Here is a 16,491-nt window from a genome sequence, read left to right as displayed (position 1 = left end):
CTTTTATTTTCAACCTCGGCCAATATATCGATTTCTCGACAATACCTGATATAATTCGACACTATCAATTTCCGCACAGAAAAGAACAACGTTACATTAAGGAGATCCGTAGCACGAATTTCATTACTCCTCCTGTACTAAATGATAAATTCGTCCTTTTCTTGTGCCTGCATAAGGAATGTCCATGGATTGAAGTAATCTTGTCATAAGGGAAGGGGAAGAAATTTGTAAAAAGTCTCTCATGGCGCTGTTCGTAAAGGTAGGTCCCAATAGGAGTTGGTAATCCTTTATAGACCCTATGTGGGCACTTTGATTTTTACAGGTGCATTGGGGGCAATACCACGTACCATAAATCCGCCGTAAAGGGAGGTAATCACACGCTGGACAGAACACGCCTTTTATCAAATCTTCTTTTGTAAGCTCAAACTGCTCTAACATGTTTTGATCGACGGGGGAATGCTGTTTTTTCATTTTGCTAATTATCCTTTTTAACTCTTTCTGAGAAAGGATGTCAGCTTGATATTCTTCCTCAAACTGATTGATTTTCATTGGAAGAAATTCACTGCGGATCACTTTTTGATGGATTAATTTATTTTCTGGAGAAGATTGAAGTAATGTATAGGGATTACTGATAACAACTAAGGAGAGGATGGGGATTTCTGGGAGATGGTTATGTACTAACCACTTTTTCAATTGCTGCTCTTGGCGCTGAATTTGTAGTAGAGGATCTGGAAAGGCTTCTTTCTGGCCGTCCAACGTTCGTATCAGTTGATGGAATGCTTGGTCAAAGTACAAACTCCCTGTATTGTTTTTAACTTCTAAAATGAGTACAAATTTTTGATTGAGCACTAAACTATCCATCTGAAAGTAATGCATTGAATCAAAAAGTCGTACATCGTGTAGTATGAAGTAGTTTTTTTCTGGGAGGAAGCTTATTGGGTAATCAATTGAGTGTTCACCCTTATATCCAGCCAGCCTTTTAGCTAAATTTTCTTTTATTACTGGCTGTTTGGGATGCTGTTTAGGGATCCTGCGGTGCAATGCCTGTAATTTTTGAATGGATAGAGGTATTTCTCGCTTTTTTATGATCATTTTCTTACTCCAATCCTATTTTATCGTGATTGGATTCCATGTCTTGGTGCGAATTTCCTGCCTCTTTTCTTTATTTTTCTGTTTATTTTTATGTTGAGCCCTTTTATTTTTAATTTCGTGCTTTTATTTTTGAGTTCGAGGCTTTTATTTTCAATCTTGGTCTATTTATTTTCAACCTCCTCCCATATATCGATTTCTCGACATTTTTCGAGCTAAACAGACACCGCGAAAACCTTGATCCTGAAGATAGCCTTTCCATTCCATTCATGTAAAAAAGGCCGCCATAGATCGGCAGCCTTATTACTATAAATATTGCGCTCGTTATTAACCTTGAGCTTCTTCTTCTTCTTCTTCGCCAAGATCAACGTCGTCTTCAACTGGCTCTTCTAGGTCGCCTTCAGCATCTTCTAAGTCATCTGCAGGCTCTTCTGCGCCTAAGTCAGCATCCTCTTCAATTGGAGCTTCTTCTCCGATTGGTGCTTCTTCTACTGGAGCCTCTTCGTCAGCAGGTGTTTCTCCACAAGCAGCTAATACTCCTAAAGCTAGTACAGCTGTACCTAATCCTAATAAGAATTTTTTCATGTTCATCAAACCCCCGTATGGTTTTAATATGGTTAACGCAATATGTATTTCTGTTAACCTGACGTTATCGTAACAAACAGCGAATTCCACGTCTACCTAATTCAGGGATTTTTGGTAATATCACGACATTCTTACAAACTGTTAGAGAATTTACCACAATTCATACTTTTCATCACAGAACCACATTTTTCAAACGATAGCGGTTTGCTAAATAGGTAGCCTTGTGCATGGTTACAGCCTTCCTTTTTGATCAGCCTTAACTGATCTTCGGTTTCAACCCCTTCACAAATGACCGAGAAATTGAGACTATTAGCCATGGCAATAATTAATTTTACGATGGCATGGTTTTCTTGTTCTTCGCTTGATTGCTGTACAAATGATTTATCAATCTTCAACGTATTAATCGGGAAATGTTTTAATTGGCTTAAAGATGAATACCCTGTTCCAAAATCATCAAGTGAAAATTTCACACCGATCTTTTTTAACTTATTAAGCTTATCCACTGCCTGATTGATGTGAGTGATCGCCATATTTTCAGTGATTTCAAGGCAAAGTCGTTCAGGGTTTAATTTCGTTTCATTTAAAATGTGCTTCACTCTCTCAACAAAATCAAATCGATCAAACTGCTTTTGTGAAATATTTACCGAGATGACCAAATCTTCAAACCCTTGATCATGCCACTTTTTCGTTTCCATGCAAGCTGTCCGCAAGACCCAGTCATCTATTTTTACGATCAGACCTGTTTCTTCTGCTGCTGGTAGAAAAGCGGCGGGTGACAAAATTCCTTTTTTCGGGTGATTCCAGCGGATAAGCGCTTCAATCCCATAAGGCAAACCTTTGTCCACGTCAACTTGAAGCTGATAATACACTTGAAATTGTTGGTCTTGTATCGCTGTTCTTAGCTCCCTTTCTAGCTGTAGTCGTTCTCTTGAGCCTTCATTCATCGTATAGTTATATTCTTGAAATTGACTTCTACCTTCTTGCTTCGCCTGGTACATCGCACTATCAGCGTTTTTCAGTAATGTATGGAAGTCCAACCCGTGTTCAGGGTAAAAACTAATCCCCATGCTCGTGTTCGAGTATATTTTTTCTCCAGCACAATCCACAGGTTTTTGAAAGCTATGAATAATGCGATTAACCATATCGTAAGCTGCCCACTTATTGGGTAGAGGATGAAGTAAGATCGTAAATTCATCGCCACCAAAGCGACTGACCATACCATGTTCTCCTACGACTTCTTTCAACCTCGTTGCGATATGTTGAAGAAGTAAATCCCCTACATGGTGACCAAGAGAATCATTTACTTTTTTGAAATGATCGAGGTCGAGGAACAACAGCGCAAATTTTTCATTGTTATGTTTTGCATGGAGCAATGTCTCTTTCATATGTTTTTTAAATAAAGCACGATTAGGAAGTTGGGTGAGATCGTCATGATAAGCTAAATAGGACACTCGTTTCTCGGCTTTAATTCTCTCCGTAATGTCTCTCATAATTCCTATATAAAAACTATCTTCTAACTTCTTCTTTTTGATATAAGTAACCGTAATATAAGACCAGAATTGTTCACCGTTTTTTCGCTGGTTGATCAACTCTCCTGTCCACGTTCCTTCAGTTCTTATTTTTTCCCACATTTCATTGAACACTGAACGCGACGTTTGACCTGATTGTAAAAATCTAGGGTTTTTATTGACAACTTCGTCAAAAATGTAACCGGTTATTTTTTCAAAGGAGGGATTAACCGCAATGATGTTTTGTTTATAGTCCGTAATCATTAATCCATCATTCATGTGATTAAACAGGTGCCAAACATTATCACGATCATTAGCAAATTTTTCGACAATCGATTTCATTTCGCTTGGCTTCCTGTTAAGAATACGATCATAAAGCCTCCCCCACTTTCCGTTGAAGTCTTTCTATTTTTCCTTAGTAGTAGCTTTCGCCATTGATTCCTCAGTTTTTTTATATTATTCTATATAATTCGTCAAATTCCTCTTTTTCCTATTATGATTCGTCGTTCAGAAAATTTGTTTGGCAATGTTAAATTTCATATATTGCGATTAAGTTAATATAAAAATAGCACCTCGCACTTTGAACATATCAAAGCGTCTAAGGTGCTGGTCCTTATTTAAGGGCAAACATTAATTCAGTTTCACACACGACTTTACCGTCAACAGAAGCCGTTGCTTTTCCTTTTCCAATCGGGCCGCGCAGTCGAACAATTTCAACTTCTAAACGCAATTGATCACCTGGTTTTACTTGCTCTTTGAATCGACAGTTGTCAATACCCGCAAAGAAAGCTAATTTCCCACGATTTTCTTCCTTTTTTAGAATAGCTACTGCACCCACTTGGGCTAGCGCTTCAATGATCAACACGCCAGGCATAACTGGGTAGTCTGGGAAATGTCCGTTAAAAAACTCTTCATTCGCTGTTACATTTTTGATCCCAATCGCTCGTTGCCCTTCTTCTACTTCTAATATTCGATCAATGAGGAGAAATGGATAACGATGGGGTATAATTTCTTTAATTTCTTCAATTGACAACATAACACTTTACCTCCCTATAGATGCTAGGCACCTATTCTATTTTTCATTGTTATATTGTACCACAGTAGAGTCGCCGCCTTGAAGTTTTCAAGGAAGTGATTTACTTCCTATCCTGCTGTGAGGATGATGGGAAGTGTTCGAGCGAGCAACGTTGGGACTTTTTAGATTGACAGTACCACCTGTAACAATTCAGTGGGAACATGATCATTAAGTTCATGGGTGCGAAACTCAAGTATTAATATTACAACTTTGTAAGTCAGCATCGTGAACTACCCACCACTTACCACCCTTCGGGTTGCTTGAAGTGGGGGCTTCTTGGGTAATCGTCACTTTTGGTAGCTGACGAAATTGACCAAGCTAACCCTCTTGTTCCAAGAGTTTATAGAATATTAGGCGGCCGCTAATAAGCGTATTCCTTCTTTTTTGATGTTCAGTGCTGAATTATAATCTCTATCCATTTTTAGTCCACAAGTGCATTGATAGATACGTTCAGATAGTTTGATCTCTCGTACCGTACCGCAACTCGAACAAGTTTTAGTAGAAGGAAACCATTTGTCAATTTTGACGAGATGTTTTCCTTGGTCTTTTAGTTTGTACTGCAAGAAAGCTGTGAACATACCCCAACCATTGTCAGCTACACTTTTACCAAATTTGAGAGCTTGTGACATTCCTCTCATGTCTAAGTCCTCAACAATGACCGCATCATAGTTGGTAGCTAATTCTTTCGATTTATGATGGAGGAAGTTCCACCGTTGGTTCGCCACTTTCTCTTGTAGTTTAGCTACTCGAATGCGTTGTTTGTTCCAATTCGAAGAGCCTTTCTTCTTCCGAGATAATTTTTGTTGTTCCGTTGCTAATTTACCAAGCATTTGACGATAGAAACGTGGGTAATTGGCTTTCTTACCTGTTTCGCTATCGACAAATAGACCATCCATCGCAAAATCTAATCCAACGACAGTTTTAACTTCTTTGTTCTTTATTTCTTTTTCATATTCAGTCAAAATCGAAATGTAGTATTTCCCCGATGAAGTCATGGAAATCGTGCATGACTTGATTTTGTTTTCAATAGGAATCTCTCTATGTTGCATGAGCTTGATGTTTTTCAGTTTAGGTAATTTGATATGACCATCCAACATTTCAATATTTCCATTTACGACATTCGTAGTGTAGCTTTGTTTGTGTCGTTTGCTTTTGAATTTTGGAAACTTAGCATTGCCCTTGAAAAAAGCCTTATAAGCCTTATCCAAATTGAGTTGTGCATTTGCCAGTGCTAAAGAATCGACTTCTTTTAACCACTCAAACTCTTTCTTATATTTGGAAGGTGTTGGATGTTTGACTTTTTTTAGTGCTTCCTTATCGTCTTTCAGTGTTTCATAGGTTTCTATTCGTTCGGCTAACATTTTATTGTATACAAAGCGGACGCAACCAAAGGTTTTGCGGATGAGCAAGGTTTGTTGATCTGTTGGGTATAGACGAAATTTATATGCTTTATTGCGTTTAGTCATATCAAATCATCACCTCACTTAATAAGTAAGAACGTATGTTCTTATTATAGCATAAAGAGAGTATTTTGGGCTATGGCCCAACCGAAATTCATCTCCCCCTTACCGTTGGGCTTTGCCCTTCACACACTTGAAGAGGGAGACTTCTTTCGGAAAAGCGTTAAATACGATTTTTTCTTCTAAAGACCTGAAAAAACCCGAATATGGGGCACTTTTTTATAAGTGTGCATTATTCGGGTATAATTCAAAGAGGCAGCCTTCTTCATTATTATATTTGTATTTGCAGTTCGCGCTGTTTTTGTTCATGTTTAATATTTGCTTGAGCTGCTGCAAGGCGTGCAAGAGGTACACGGTATGGTGAACAGCTTACGTAATCCAAGCCTACATCTTGGCAGAATTGGATGGACTTCTTTTCGCCTCCATGCTCTCCGCAAATCCCTGTTTTTAAGCCTGGCTTTATTCCCCTACCAAGCTTTACGCCCGTTTCAACTAGTTTTCCTACTCCATCTTGATCAAGAGAAGCAAATGGATTTTCTGGAAGAACTTTGTTTTCAATATAAGCTTGAAGGAACTTACCTTCTGCATCATCTCGACTGTAGCCAAAAGTCGTTTGGGTTAAATCATTCGTTCCAAACGAGAAAAAGTCCGCCTCTTCGGCAATCTGGTCAGCTGTTAATGCTGCTCGTGGTACTTCAATCATCGTACCAATGAGATAATCAAATTTCTGTCCTGTTTCTTCCTCAATGTTTAGCGCTGCATTGATGACTAATTGGCGCATTTCTTTTAACTCATTGACATGTCCAACCAATGGAATCATAATTTCTGGTTTTACAGCGATCCCTTTTTCCACTAGCTTCGTAATCGCATAAAAGATTGCTTTCGCTTGCATCACGTAAATCTCTGGAAAAGTCATTCCCAACCGGCAACCACGGTGACCTAACATTGGATTCATTTCATCTAATTGGCGTACTTTTCGTAAAAGCTGCTCTTTCTCCTGTAATTCCTTAGCATTTGAATTGGTGATTTGTAGTTTTGTCACCTCAACCAGAAGTTCTTCTTTATCCGGTAAGAACTCGTGAAGCGGCGGATCTAATAGACGAATCGTTACAGGGTTTCCTTGCATCGCTTCAAAGATTCCTTCAAAATCTTCTTGCTGCATTGGCAATAACTTCGCTAGCGCATCTTCACGCTCCTGATAGGTTTCTGCAAGTATCATTTCTTGTACAGTTGGAATTCGCTTGGCGTCCATAAACATATGTTCTGTACGGCATAATCCGATCCCACCTGCTCCAAAGTCAAGAGCTTTTTTAGCATCTTCAGGATTGTCAGCATTGGCTCTTACGCCAAGTTTTCTTTCCTCATCTGCCCAAGTAAGTAGCAATTGAAACTCGTCAGAAAGCTGTGGCTCGATCATTGGAATCTCACCTAAGAAGATTTCACCTGTTGAACCATCAATCGAAATCACATCACCTTGGTTGACAATCGTATCTCCTACTTTAAACTGCTTTGATTTTAAATCAATTTTTAATGCTTCGCAGCCACATATACAAGCTTTCCCCATCCCTCTTGCAACCACTGCGGCATGACTTGTCATTCCTCCACGGCTAGTAATTGTTGCTTGAGCTGCGACAATTCCATGAATGTCGTCAGGTGTCGTTTCAGGGCGAACAAGAATTACTTTTATTTCGTCTTTTGCTAATTTTTCTGCTTCATCGGCATCAAATACGACTTGCCCTGTTGCAGCCCCTGGAGAAGCTGGTAGACCTTTAGCTAGCTGTTTCCGTTCATATAAATCATCAATTCGGCGATGAAGCAGCTGGTTAAGCTGATCAGGATCAACACGCAGGATCGCTTCTTTCTTACTAATAAGTTGTTCTTTTACTAACTCAACGGCTATTCTAATGGCTGCTTGAGCGGTTCTTTTTCCCGTCCGTGTTTGCAGAATAAATAGTTTACCACGTTCTACTGTAAACTCAATGTCTTGCATGTCTTGATAGTGGTTTTCAAGAAGTTGACAAGTATCTACAAATTGCTGATATACTTCTGGCATTTCATCTTGAAGGGTAGCAATGGGTTGCGGGGTACGAATTCCAGCAACAACATCCTCTCCCTGAGCATTTATTAAATATTCACCGTAAAGCTCAGCTTCCCCTGTAGAAGGATTACGAGTAAACGCAACACCAGTCCCAGAATCGTTACCCATATTTCCAAACACCATGCTTTGAATATTAACAGCTGTCCCAAGATGATCGGGAATATTCTGAATACGACGGTATACGAGAGCACGCTGATTATTCCATGAATCAAAAACAGCACTAATCGAAAGGAATAACTGCTCCTTTGGATCCTCAGGAAACGCCCTTTTCGAATGCTTTGTTACAATCTCTTTGTATCCTTTGATCACTTCTTTCCAATCTTCTGCAGTCATTTCAGGATCTGAGGTGTAACCCTTTTCTTCCCTGATTTCTTCCAAAAATTGTTCAAAATAAAAACCATCTATTTTTAGGACAACATCACTAAACATTTGAATAAATCTACGGTAAGAGTCATAAGCAAAACGTGGATTGTCTGTTAGCTTTGCTAGACCTTCGACAGTATCGTCATTCATACCTAGATTTAAAATGGTATCCATCATTCCTGGCATCGAATGCACTGCACCAGAACGGACGGAAACAAGTAGCGGTTTGGATGGATCGCCCAGCTTTTTACCTGTTTTTTCTTCAAGGGTGTTAAGGGCATCTAAAACTTGACGTTCCATCTCTGGTGAAATCGATTTTCCCGCATCATAATATTTATTACACGTCTCTGTCGTAATGGTAAAACCATAAGGAACAGGTAAGCCAATTCGAGTCATTTCTGCTAAATTAGCTCCCTTGCCTCCTAAAAGTTCCTTTGTTTTGTTGATCGCCTCATCAAACATATAAACAAATTTATCCATTTAATACTGCCCCTCTCTTTTTTAACATCGCTAATATTAAATCCGCCGTCTCTTCTATCGCTTTATTTGAGACATTTAAAACCGGACAACCTACTCGTTTCATAATTTTTTCTGCATAGTCTAATTCTTTAAGGATCCGATCCAAACTCGCATAATTCGCTTGGGTTGTTAACCCTAAATTTTTTAGTCGTTCCGTGCGAATTTCATTCAGTTTATCTGGTGTTATTATTAAACCAACACATTTATTTTTCGGAATATCAAAAAGTTCATCAGGAGGTGCAATTTCTGGGACTAAAGGTACATTTGCTACTTTAAATCGTTTATGGGCCAAATACATTGAAAGCGGTGTCTTGGATGTTCTAGAAACCCCAATTAGCACAATATCTGCATGCTTAATCCCTCTTACATCTTGTCCATCATCATATTTTACTGCGAACTCAACCGCTTCCACTCTGCGGAAATAATTATCATCTAATTTCCTCATAAGCCGTGGCTGACGAACAGGATCTTTATTAAACTTCTGGATAAATGCATCCATCAGGGGATTTAATAAATCAATCGCCGTAATTCCTGTTTCCTCTGCCTTCTGGTCTAGAAATTGCTTTAAAGACGGTATGACGATCGTATAGGCAATGATGGAATTATTATATTTAGCGGCAGTAATGACATTATTAAGATCGTTAATATCCTCTACGTAGGAAATATGCTTAATTTCAACATCTTCCCAATTAAATTGTGATGCAACGGCTTTTACCATCAACTCAGCTGTTTCGCCAACCGAATCAGATACTACGTAAACAATATCCTTCTTTTTCACATCCGACCTCCTATTCCTTTGACGAATTTTGTTGTTTTATAGACTAATTAGGTTATACTTTCTACTCAATTTTTGAGTATATGTGTTATACTATTAAACTTATTAGTATACTATCATTAATAGTGATTTCATACAATCCTTTATTTTGAAATTAGGTCAAAAAATTCAAAATATTTTTAAAAGGGTGCCTAGTATAGAAAATAGTTCAAGGAAATAAAAAAGGCCACCGTTTTCATTGTAAAATAGAAGGACCTACCACAGTACTTCCAGTTACAACACCTTTACTAAAGGAGATGAAAACGATGACTTATACATTATTGAACCATATTCAAGGGAAAAACGGAAGTCAGTGGGCAAAGTTTATAAGAGAAACTGGGACTGAAAACCTATTAATGGTGGCAATTGATGCGGCTAAGTATACACATAAAGCAATGATTTGTACGTTCTATGGGGATATATTAGTTAAACCGTTTGAGTTTGATGCGTCTCTAACAGGGTTAGACATAGTTAAAAAGCATATTCGGGAGGAAAGAGAAAAGTATGGTATGAAAGAGGTTGTGGTAGGAATTGAAACCACTGGGCATTATTACGAAGATCTTGTTCGTCGATGTCATAAAGAAGGATACCGTGTCCGAATCATAAATGCAGCGACAACGGACCAAGAAAGGCAAGCTCTCTTAAATTGGTCTAAAACAGATAATATTGATCTCATGGCTATTATACAGTCATTGATCCACGGGAGAGGAACATCTAGTGAGCTACGTTCAGGCAGTATAGGTTCTTTACAAAAATTAACTCGCGCACGCCGTGAATTAGTTGATGACCGGACTTCTACACAGAACTTAATTCGGATGCATATAGACCATGTATTTCGTGAATTCCAAGGAAAAAGTATTTGGGATAATGGAAAGCGAAAACATGTCCAACCCTTCTCTAAATTGTTTGGTAAAGCCCCGCGCTATATGATGAGACATTACCCACACCCTAACGATATTCTAGAACTGGGTAAAGAAGGGTTACGTGAGTTATCTATTCGTGAAAATTTGAAACTGCGTGATAGTACGATTGAATGTTTACTAGATTTTGCACAAAGCTCTATTTCTCAGCCTAAGGAGAATGTAGAGGTTGATATCTATCTTCTTGCTCAAAAATTAGACCGGTTAGAATTATTAGATAATCAAATTAAACGGTTAGAGAAGAAAATTGAAGACCTGTTTATCGAGACCCCTGGCGCTATTATTTTAGCTGTACCTGGAATAGGAGTTGTTACGGGTGCTGAATTCTATGCAGAAATGGGGGATATCACCGATTTTGACCACGCGCTGGGGGTCAGGTACTTTCATAAATAGAACAGATATTGGAATATTAAGTCCAAAGACATTCTTGATTATAATTAAATCTTTTAATCTCCCAAGTTTCGTTACGTTCAACAATATCCTCTGATAAGTGGGGGGAGAATAACAGCAGGGTGATTTCACACTTTTTCTTAAAGTACCTGATATATAAATATATATTTACAAAATCTTTTTGCGTATGGTAAACTTTTGTGCATGGAGGAAACATTTCAGCAGTAAGGCATATGATTTATTAGGGATAATACCTAAATAACTTTTAGTAATTTTTTTGATCAAAAAGTTTCCCTCAGGCAAAATAAATGCCTTTAGGAAAAATAAGATTTAGGAGGTTAAATGAAAATAATGAAAAATGTAAGATTCCTTTCATTTCTTTTTGTTTTAATGCGTATTCTTTTTGGAGTAGGTTGGTTATTGGCAGGTGTGACCAAAATTACCGAAAAGTTTTGGTTTAAAGAACCAGGTTTATTTTTGAAGGATTATCTAATAATTTCATTACAAAATTCCCATGTCCCAACCTTTTATAAGAGTTTCATAGAGAATATAGCTTTAGAGCATGTGATGGTTTTGAATTATGTTATCCCAATTGTCCAAATTATACTTGGCATATTCCTTATAGCAGGTTTATTTACCATACCTTCTATCCTTACTTGTCTCTTTATGCACATTAATTTTATTCTTTCTGGAAATATGAACCTAATGAGCCTTATTCTTTATACAAGTGCATTTTCATTAATTATTTTCAGGTCAGATGTATATCACTTAAGTCTCGATAAGTATTTTAATTTATATACTCTGTTGACCTTGAACCGATACAAAAGAGAAAAAAACGTCTCCATGCCATATAATAAAGAAAAACTATTTATTAATTCCTAAATCCTATTTTTATTTAATCATTGCACCAATCCAATAGAGTAATCCTAAAATATTAAACAATATAAAAACGTATAATAAAATTTTAGTAACCATCAACATTATCCCCCTATACTCCCTTTAGCTAACAGTAACATTATAAAATATATTCTAAAGTGCCTTTAAATTTTGTTTAAACTATAAAAAACCGTCATTATTATCAGTGGCGGTTTTGACATTGTTCATCTGGGAATAAATCTATACCCAGATGAACAATTTTTTGATTTTAGATACCTTGATGGTAGCACAGATCTCTATTTTTTCTACTTAAACAATACTGCTCTTATTTGTAGTATACCAGGGCGTAGTATTTACAACATATATTGAGTAGAAAAATATAGTATTATAAAAACTATACAAAAACCAAAAACGGCACCTTTCACTTACTCGGCACCGCTGATGATACTATATATATGTTCCCACGTTTCTCGTTGCAGGATTTCCGTAGGTGTCCCGTTTCCGATCACTCCAAAACCAACCATTAAACCAGCTACCAAACTTACACCACATAATAAAATCACAATGAATAAACGTAGCCAGATAGGAACTATGCGAATTCGTTCTTTCTTTCGCTTTTTTCGATTTTTATTCCGTTCTTCACGAGTATCCTTTTTTCCTTCTTCCGTGTTAGTAGCGTTTTCATCGTTTTCACTTGAACTCGACTGTGCTTCGGTGGAAGAAGCCAAAGGTGCACCATGAACGATCGTGTCTTGACTCAAGTCTACAGAAGAGCTCTCTTCTTCTAGTGTTTCGGAAGTTGATTTGTCAGTAGATTCAAAGACCTTTGTATCATCTGACTCTGCCTCATCGCTTTCGCTTGCTGATGCAGCATCGAGCTTACTTGTTTCCAGTGATGTGCCGTCGACTGCGTCGTACCTCTTTGTCACATCGTCTTCTTGATGTTCAGCTACTAGATCATCTGCACGCTCGTGCGTTTGTGATTCCACAGGTGTAAAGACTTTCGTTTCTTCATCCACTTGATGGTCCACTGCGGATTCCTCTTTACTCTCCTGTTCAGATGCAGACTCCTGTACGGTTTCGTCTGTTTCAGTGACTTGACTCGTGTCTGATTCTGAATGTGGTTCGTGTTCGTTATTAAGTTTATGTTGTGCTACATCGCGCTTATCCATAACTTCTCCCTGTCCTGTCATACCTAGTATCGTAGGGTTGCCGAATTTGTTCAATAATTTCTAAGTTAAATATGTGAAGGCTAGCGCCAGGCCCGTACGGCAGCGTTAGCCCAATCATTTTTTCAGTGAGACCCGTTTTTTTGATGATATCGCGAGTCACGGTGCCGTTTCTTATCGTTTACTTTAGAAAAGTTAACATGGCAAAGTTTAACGGATGGAGTTTACTAAGCCCATCATTTGGTCTGCCATTGAAATTGAGCGGGCATTAAATTGATACGAACGTTGCGCCAAAATCATTTCTGACATTTCTCTACCCATATCAACGTTAGACATTTCTAAAGCCCCTTGTCGTACACTAACTTGTCCAGCTGGGATAACTCCTAATATATCTGCAGGTACATATCCTTGCTCGATCAAGTTATTCGGAAGCCCAAATAAATTTCCCCCTAATTGTTCAAGGATTTGTGGTCGTTGGACATTGACCAATTCTAACCGTCCTGCTCCAACCGTTGTTCCATCTCTAAGTATAACAGAGATGACACCATTTTCATCAATTTGCACTTCTGAGTGGTCGGCTGGTACAGTTACTGGGCCATTGGGACCAAGAAGAAAATGGCCTTGACCTGTAACGATATTTAACACATTTGGGTTATCTGGATTTTGTGAAAAGTAGTATGCCCCGTCCCTCGTGTAACGCACTTCTGATTGATCATCATTCCGCACTTCTACTTGGAAGAAATGGTTAGGATTTTGAATAGCAAGGTCTAGAGGTCGATCCGTTGTTTGGATTGAACCTTGTTCCGTACGTAAAGCCGTTTGTCCAATCTTCGCTCCAGCTCCTACACGAATTCCATTCGGTGTGAGACGTCCTGTTTCCATGGAAGGCACCATCTGATTGTTGACTTGTTGGAATAATAAATCAGAAAAAGTAGCTTCACGACGTTTAAACCCCGTCGTATTCGTATTCGCTAAATTATGAGCGATTGTATCCATTTGCTTTTGCAATTGTCCCATTGTTACTGACGCCGTCATCATCGATGTGTTCATCTACGTTTCCACCACCTTAGCCAATTCTTCCAACTTCATTGACCGCTTTTTCTAAGCTACGGTCGTATGCTTGTAATACTTTTTGATTGGCCTCAAACGAACGATAAGCACTCATCATTTCCGTCATCGTTTGAGACGAATCTACGTTTGATCGTTCAATAAAGCCTTGTTGAATTTGATACGTCACTTGTCCATTTCCAATTGCTGTTGGCAGCGCTCCACCTTCAGTCAATCGTAATAACCCGTCTGCTTCTTTTACAAGAAGCATTGGGTCTTCAGCAAGAACGACTAGCATTTGCCCTACAGGAACATCATCGTCTGTAAATACAAAACCTTCACGATCGACACTGAACCCTTCATTCCCTACTTGAATCGGCTGTCCTGCCGTATTCAGCATATAAAACCCTTGGCTATTGACGAGGAAACCTTGCCCATTTACCGCTAAATTTCCGTTACGAGTATACCGTACTTCACCGTCACCATTTTGAGTAGTAAAAAATAGAGCTCCTTGTCTGCCGTCCTCATTTACGGGCACTGTTCCTTGAAGAAGCGCAAGGTCGGTGTTGTTGTCGGTTTGTTGTAAATCACCTTGTAAAAAGTTCGGTGTTCGCTCTTGTAAATAAGAACCCGTCGCTAACGACCCTACATAATGACTCGTACCTGGTTTTAAGTTTGACGTGTCCATTGCTTGAATAAGCATATTGGGAAATGAACGTAATGACGCTTGGTCTGCTTTAAATCCTGGCGTATTCACATTCGCTAAATTATTCGTTAACATTTCTTGACGCTGTTGTTGGGCAATCATTGCTGCAGCTGAACCATAAATTCCGCGAAGCATGACATCCTCCTTATTCGTGGTACCTATGGTGGTACCTGCACCTTTAATCAATTCATGTACTCATGTACTGAACTGTGCATTTTATCTTCCCTCTATTATATCGTCTATCCCCTAGTCATTGGATAGAGGTAATTTTTTCTGTTATCCAAACACAGATTTAAGTTTCGGCTCTTCTCGAGGATTATAGGCGAACTTTTTTACTAGACATTTTATCTAAGTTTTCTAAAAGAATTCCTGTTCCTTTGGCTACACAATGCATCGGCTCTTCAGCAATAAATATAGGAACTTTAAGCTCTTCTGCTAACAGCTGATCAATTCCATGTAGCAATGCGCCACCACCAGTTAAAATAACACCTCGATCAATAATGTCGGCTGATAGTTCTGGTGGAGTTTTTTCAAGAACAGATTTAGCAGCTTGTACAATATAGGAAACGGATTCAATCAGTGCATCTTGAATTTCTTCTGAATAGACTGTAATGGTTCGTGGAAGTCCACTTACCATATCACGTCCGCGGATGTCCAATTCTTCTTTACGAGCACCTGGAAATACCGTTGCAACTTGCTTCTTAATTTCTTCAGCCGTCCGTTCTCCGATAAGGAGCTTGTACTTCTTTTTAATATAGTGGAGAATATCATGATCAAACTTATCCCCAGCTATTTTTATAGAAGAGGCGGTGACGATATCACCCATTGAAAGAACAGCAACATCTGTTGTTCCACCGCCTATGTCTACGACCATGTTACCGCTCGGTTGAAAAATATCCATTCCAGCTCCTATCGCAGCTACTTTCGGCTCCTCCTCTAAGTAAACGTTTTTTCCACCACTTTTCTCAGCAGCTTCTCGAATTGCTTTTTGTTCTACAGATGTTATTTCTGTAGGACAACAAATTAAAATTCTCGGCTTCGAGAAAAAACTTTTTACATTAATTTTACTTAAGAAGTGTTTTAGCATTGATTCTGTGAGTTCGAAATTGGCGATAACCCCATCTTTCATGGGACGTAAAGCAACGATATTTCCTGGTGTTCGTCCGACCATTCGAAACGCTTCTTCCCCTACAGCAAGAACTCTCCCCGTTGTTGTTTCTAGTGCAACAACAGACGGCTCATTTAATACAATTCCACTTCCTTTGACATAGATCAGAACATTTGCTGTACCTAAATCAATCCCTATATCCCGTCCGAACATTAGTGATATCCTCCCTGTTTTGGCTAATCATTCGACAGCTTTTGAAGCTGTATTCCTACTAATGTTTTATTTTATCATATTTTGTTAATACAGGGATTGATTTTTATTTTCAATTTTGTGTTTTTACTACTTTTTCGTTCGGTAGGTCGGTTTTCTTATATTTCACTTTCGTTGCTTCACCACCGCGTAAATGGCGTATCGACTTATGATATTCGAGAATTTCTTTTACTTCGTTTGCCAACTCTTGATTGATTTCAGGTAATCGTTCGGTTAAGTCTTTGTGTACGGTACTCTTGGAAACGCCAAATTCTTTTGCGATCGTGCGGACTGTTTTCCTCGTCTCGACGATGTACCTACCTATCTTGATAGTACGTTCTTTGATGTAATCGTGCACACCACTCGCCTCCTAATCAATGTTGGTGAATGGTACATTTTATTAAGGAGGGAGGGTATATATACCAAAAAGTCAAGAGGGACAAGGCATTTTTTCATGCGTTAATGAATTTATGCGTAAAAATGATGCGACGGACCTATAGTTAGCACAGAATTAC

14 protein-coding genes are annotated in these 16,491 nt (G+C 38.6%); 2 read left to right on the top strand and 12 right to left on the bottom strand.

Annotated features, from left to right (window positions below):
* Nucleotides 1-123 precede the first annotated feature (123 nt).
* From BK574_RS19485 to BK574_RS19450, 7 genes are all read right to left on the bottom strand, one after another.
* Entirely contained in the window at nt 124-1,092 is a 969-nt protein-coding gene (locus BK574_RS19485) for a nuclease-related domain-containing protein (protein WP_078429725.1), read from the bottom strand.
* A gap of 324 nt (nt 1,093-1,416) precedes the next feature.
* Nucleotides 1,417-1,674 (bottom strand): hypothetical protein, encoded by a 258-nt coding sequence (locus tag BK574_RS19480; protein ID WP_078429724.1) that lies wholly within the window; start codon nt 1,672-1,674, stop codon nt 1,417-1,419.
* Between the two features lie 131 nt (nt 1,675-1,805).
* Complete coding sequence (locus BK574_RS19475) at nt 1,806-3,524, bottom strand: EAL domain-containing protein (protein WP_078429723.1); 1,719 nt, start codon at nt 3,522-3,524, stop codon at nt 1,806-1,808.
* A gap of 271 nt (nt 3,525-3,795) precedes the next feature.
* Nucleotides 3,796-4,218, bottom strand: a complete 423-nt coding sequence (gene fabZ, locus BK574_RS19470; protein WP_078429722.1) for a 3-hydroxyacyl-ACP dehydratase FabZ — start codon at nt 4,216-4,218, stop codon at nt 3,796-3,798.
* Between the two features lie 389 nt (nt 4,219-4,607).
* Nucleotides 4,608-5,723, bottom strand: coding sequence for an RNA-guided endonuclease TnpB family protein (locus BK574_RS19465; RefSeq protein WP_078429721.1), 1,116 nt, complete (start codon nt 5,721-5,723; stop codon nt 4,608-4,610).
* A gap of 265 nt (nt 5,724-5,988) precedes the next feature.
* The gene (ppdK, locus tag BK574_RS19455; RefSeq protein WP_078429719.1) at nt 5,989-8,658 is read right to left on the bottom strand and encodes a pyruvate, phosphate dikinase; all 2,670 of its coding nucleotides are present in this window, start codon (nt 8,656-8,658) and stop codon (nt 5,989-5,991) included.
* On the bottom strand, nt 8,651-9,475 hold the full coding sequence (locus BK574_RS19450; protein WP_078429718.1) for a pyruvate, water dikinase regulatory protein: 825 nt from the start codon (nt 9,473-9,475) through the stop codon (nt 8,651-8,653). The genes ppdK and BK574_RS19450 overlap by 8 nt, the downstream gene beginning before the upstream one ends.
* Before the next feature lie 302 nt (nt 9,476-9,777).
* Here BK574_RS19450 and BK574_RS19445 point away from each other — a divergent pair, with 302 nt between their 5' ends.
* Nucleotides 9,778-10,824 (top strand): IS110 family transposase, encoded by a 1,047-nt coding sequence (locus BK574_RS19445; RefSeq protein ID WP_238458052.1) that lies wholly within the window; start codon nt 9,778-9,780, stop codon nt 10,822-10,824.
* Nucleotides 10,825-11,163: 339 nt separating this feature from the next.
* A complete protein-coding gene (locus tag BK574_RS19440) occupies nt 11,164-11,703 on the top strand; it encodes a DoxX family membrane protein (protein ID WP_142247997.1) in 540 nt (179 codons plus the stop codon).
* 419 nt (nt 11,704-12,122) lie between these two features.
* Here the strand turns inward: BK574_RS19440 and BK574_RS19435 are convergent, their stop codons facing one another.
* The 5 genes from BK574_RS19435 to spoIIID form a co-directional block, all read right to left on the bottom strand.
* Entirely contained in the window at nt 12,123-12,923 is an 801-nt protein-coding gene (locus BK574_RS19435; RefSeq protein WP_238458051.1) for a DNA-directed RNA polymerase subunit beta, read from the bottom strand.
* A gap of 153 nt (nt 12,924-13,076) precedes the next feature.
* On the bottom strand, nt 13,077-13,916 hold the full coding sequence (locus BK574_RS19430; protein WP_078429716.1) for a flagellar hook-basal body protein: 840 nt from the start codon (nt 13,914-13,916) through the stop codon (nt 13,077-13,079).
* 16 nt (nt 13,917-13,932) lie between these two features.
* Nucleotides 13,933-14,754 carry a flagellar hook-basal body protein gene (locus BK574_RS19425; RefSeq protein WP_078429715.1) on the bottom strand — a complete coding sequence of 274 codons (822 nt, stop codon included), beginning with the start codon at nt 14,752-14,754 and terminating at the stop codon, nt 13,933-13,935.
* Nucleotides 14,755-14,935: 181 nt separating this feature from the next.
* A complete protein-coding gene (gene mreB / locus BK574_RS19420) occupies nt 14,936-15,940 on the bottom strand; it encodes a rod shape-determining protein (RefSeq protein WP_078429714.1) in 1,005 nt (334 codons plus the stop codon).
* Between the two features lie 109 nt (nt 15,941-16,049).
* Nucleotides 16,050-16,334, bottom strand: a complete 285-nt coding sequence (gene spoIIID / locus BK574_RS19415) for a sporulation transcriptional regulator SpoIIID (RefSeq protein ID WP_075385306.1) — start codon at nt 16,332-16,334, stop codon at nt 16,050-16,052.
* Nucleotides 16,335-16,491 lie beyond the last annotated feature (157 nt).

The organism is Alkalihalobacterium alkalinitrilicum (genome assembly GCF_002019605.1).
In the GTDB taxonomy this organism is placed as follows: domain Bacteria; phylum Bacillota; class Bacilli; order Bacillales; family Bacillaceae_F; genus Alkalihalobacterium; species Alkalihalobacterium alkalinitrilicum.
Note: the sequence above shows the minus strand (reverse complement) of the source record. Positions and strands in the feature narration are given on the sequence as shown.

What these genes read in the sequence shown, in the direction of transcription:
- BK574_RS19485 (WP_078429725.1), bottom strand. Translation starts at nt 1,092, where the DNA reads ATGATCATAAAAAAGCGAGAAATACCTCTATCCATTCAAAAATTACAG.
- BK574_RS19480 (WP_078429724.1), bottom strand. Translation starts at nt 1,674, where the DNA reads ATGAAAAAATTCTTATTAGGATTAGGTACAGCTGTACTAGCTTTAGGA.
- BK574_RS19475 (WP_078429723.1), bottom strand. Translation starts at nt 3,524, where the DNA reads ATGAAATCGATTGTCGAAAAATTTGCTAATGATCGTGATAATGTTTGG.
- fabZ (WP_078429722.1), bottom strand. Translation starts at nt 4,218, where the DNA reads ATGTTGTCAATTGAAGAAATTAAAGAAATTATACCCCATCGTTATCCA.
- BK574_RS19465 (WP_078429721.1), bottom strand. Translation starts at nt 5,723, where the DNA reads ATGACTAAACGCAATAAAGCATATAAATTTCGTCTATACCCAACAGAT.
- ppdK (WP_078429719.1), bottom strand. Translation starts at nt 8,658, where the DNA reads ATGGATAAATTTGTTTATATGTTTGATGAGGCGATCAACAAAACAAAG.
- BK574_RS19445 (WP_238458052.1), top strand. Translation starts at nt 9,778, where the DNA reads ATGACTTATACATTATTGAACCATATTCAAGGGAAAAACGGAAGTCAG.
- BK574_RS19440 (WP_142247997.1), top strand. Translation starts at nt 11,164, where the DNA reads ATGAAAATAATGAAAAATGTAAGATTCCTTTCATTTCTTTTTGTTTTA.
- BK574_RS19430 (WP_078429716.1), bottom strand. Translation starts at nt 13,916, where the DNA reads ATGAACACATCGATGATGACGGCGTCAGTAACAATGGGACAATTGCAA.
- BK574_RS19425 (WP_078429715.1), bottom strand. Translation starts at nt 14,754, where the DNA reads ATGCTTCGCGGAATTTATGGTTCAGCTGCAGCAATGATTGCCCAACAA.
- mreB (WP_078429714.1), bottom strand. Translation starts at nt 15,940, where the DNA reads ATGTTCGGACGGGATATAGGGATTGATTTAGGTACAGCAAATGTTCTG.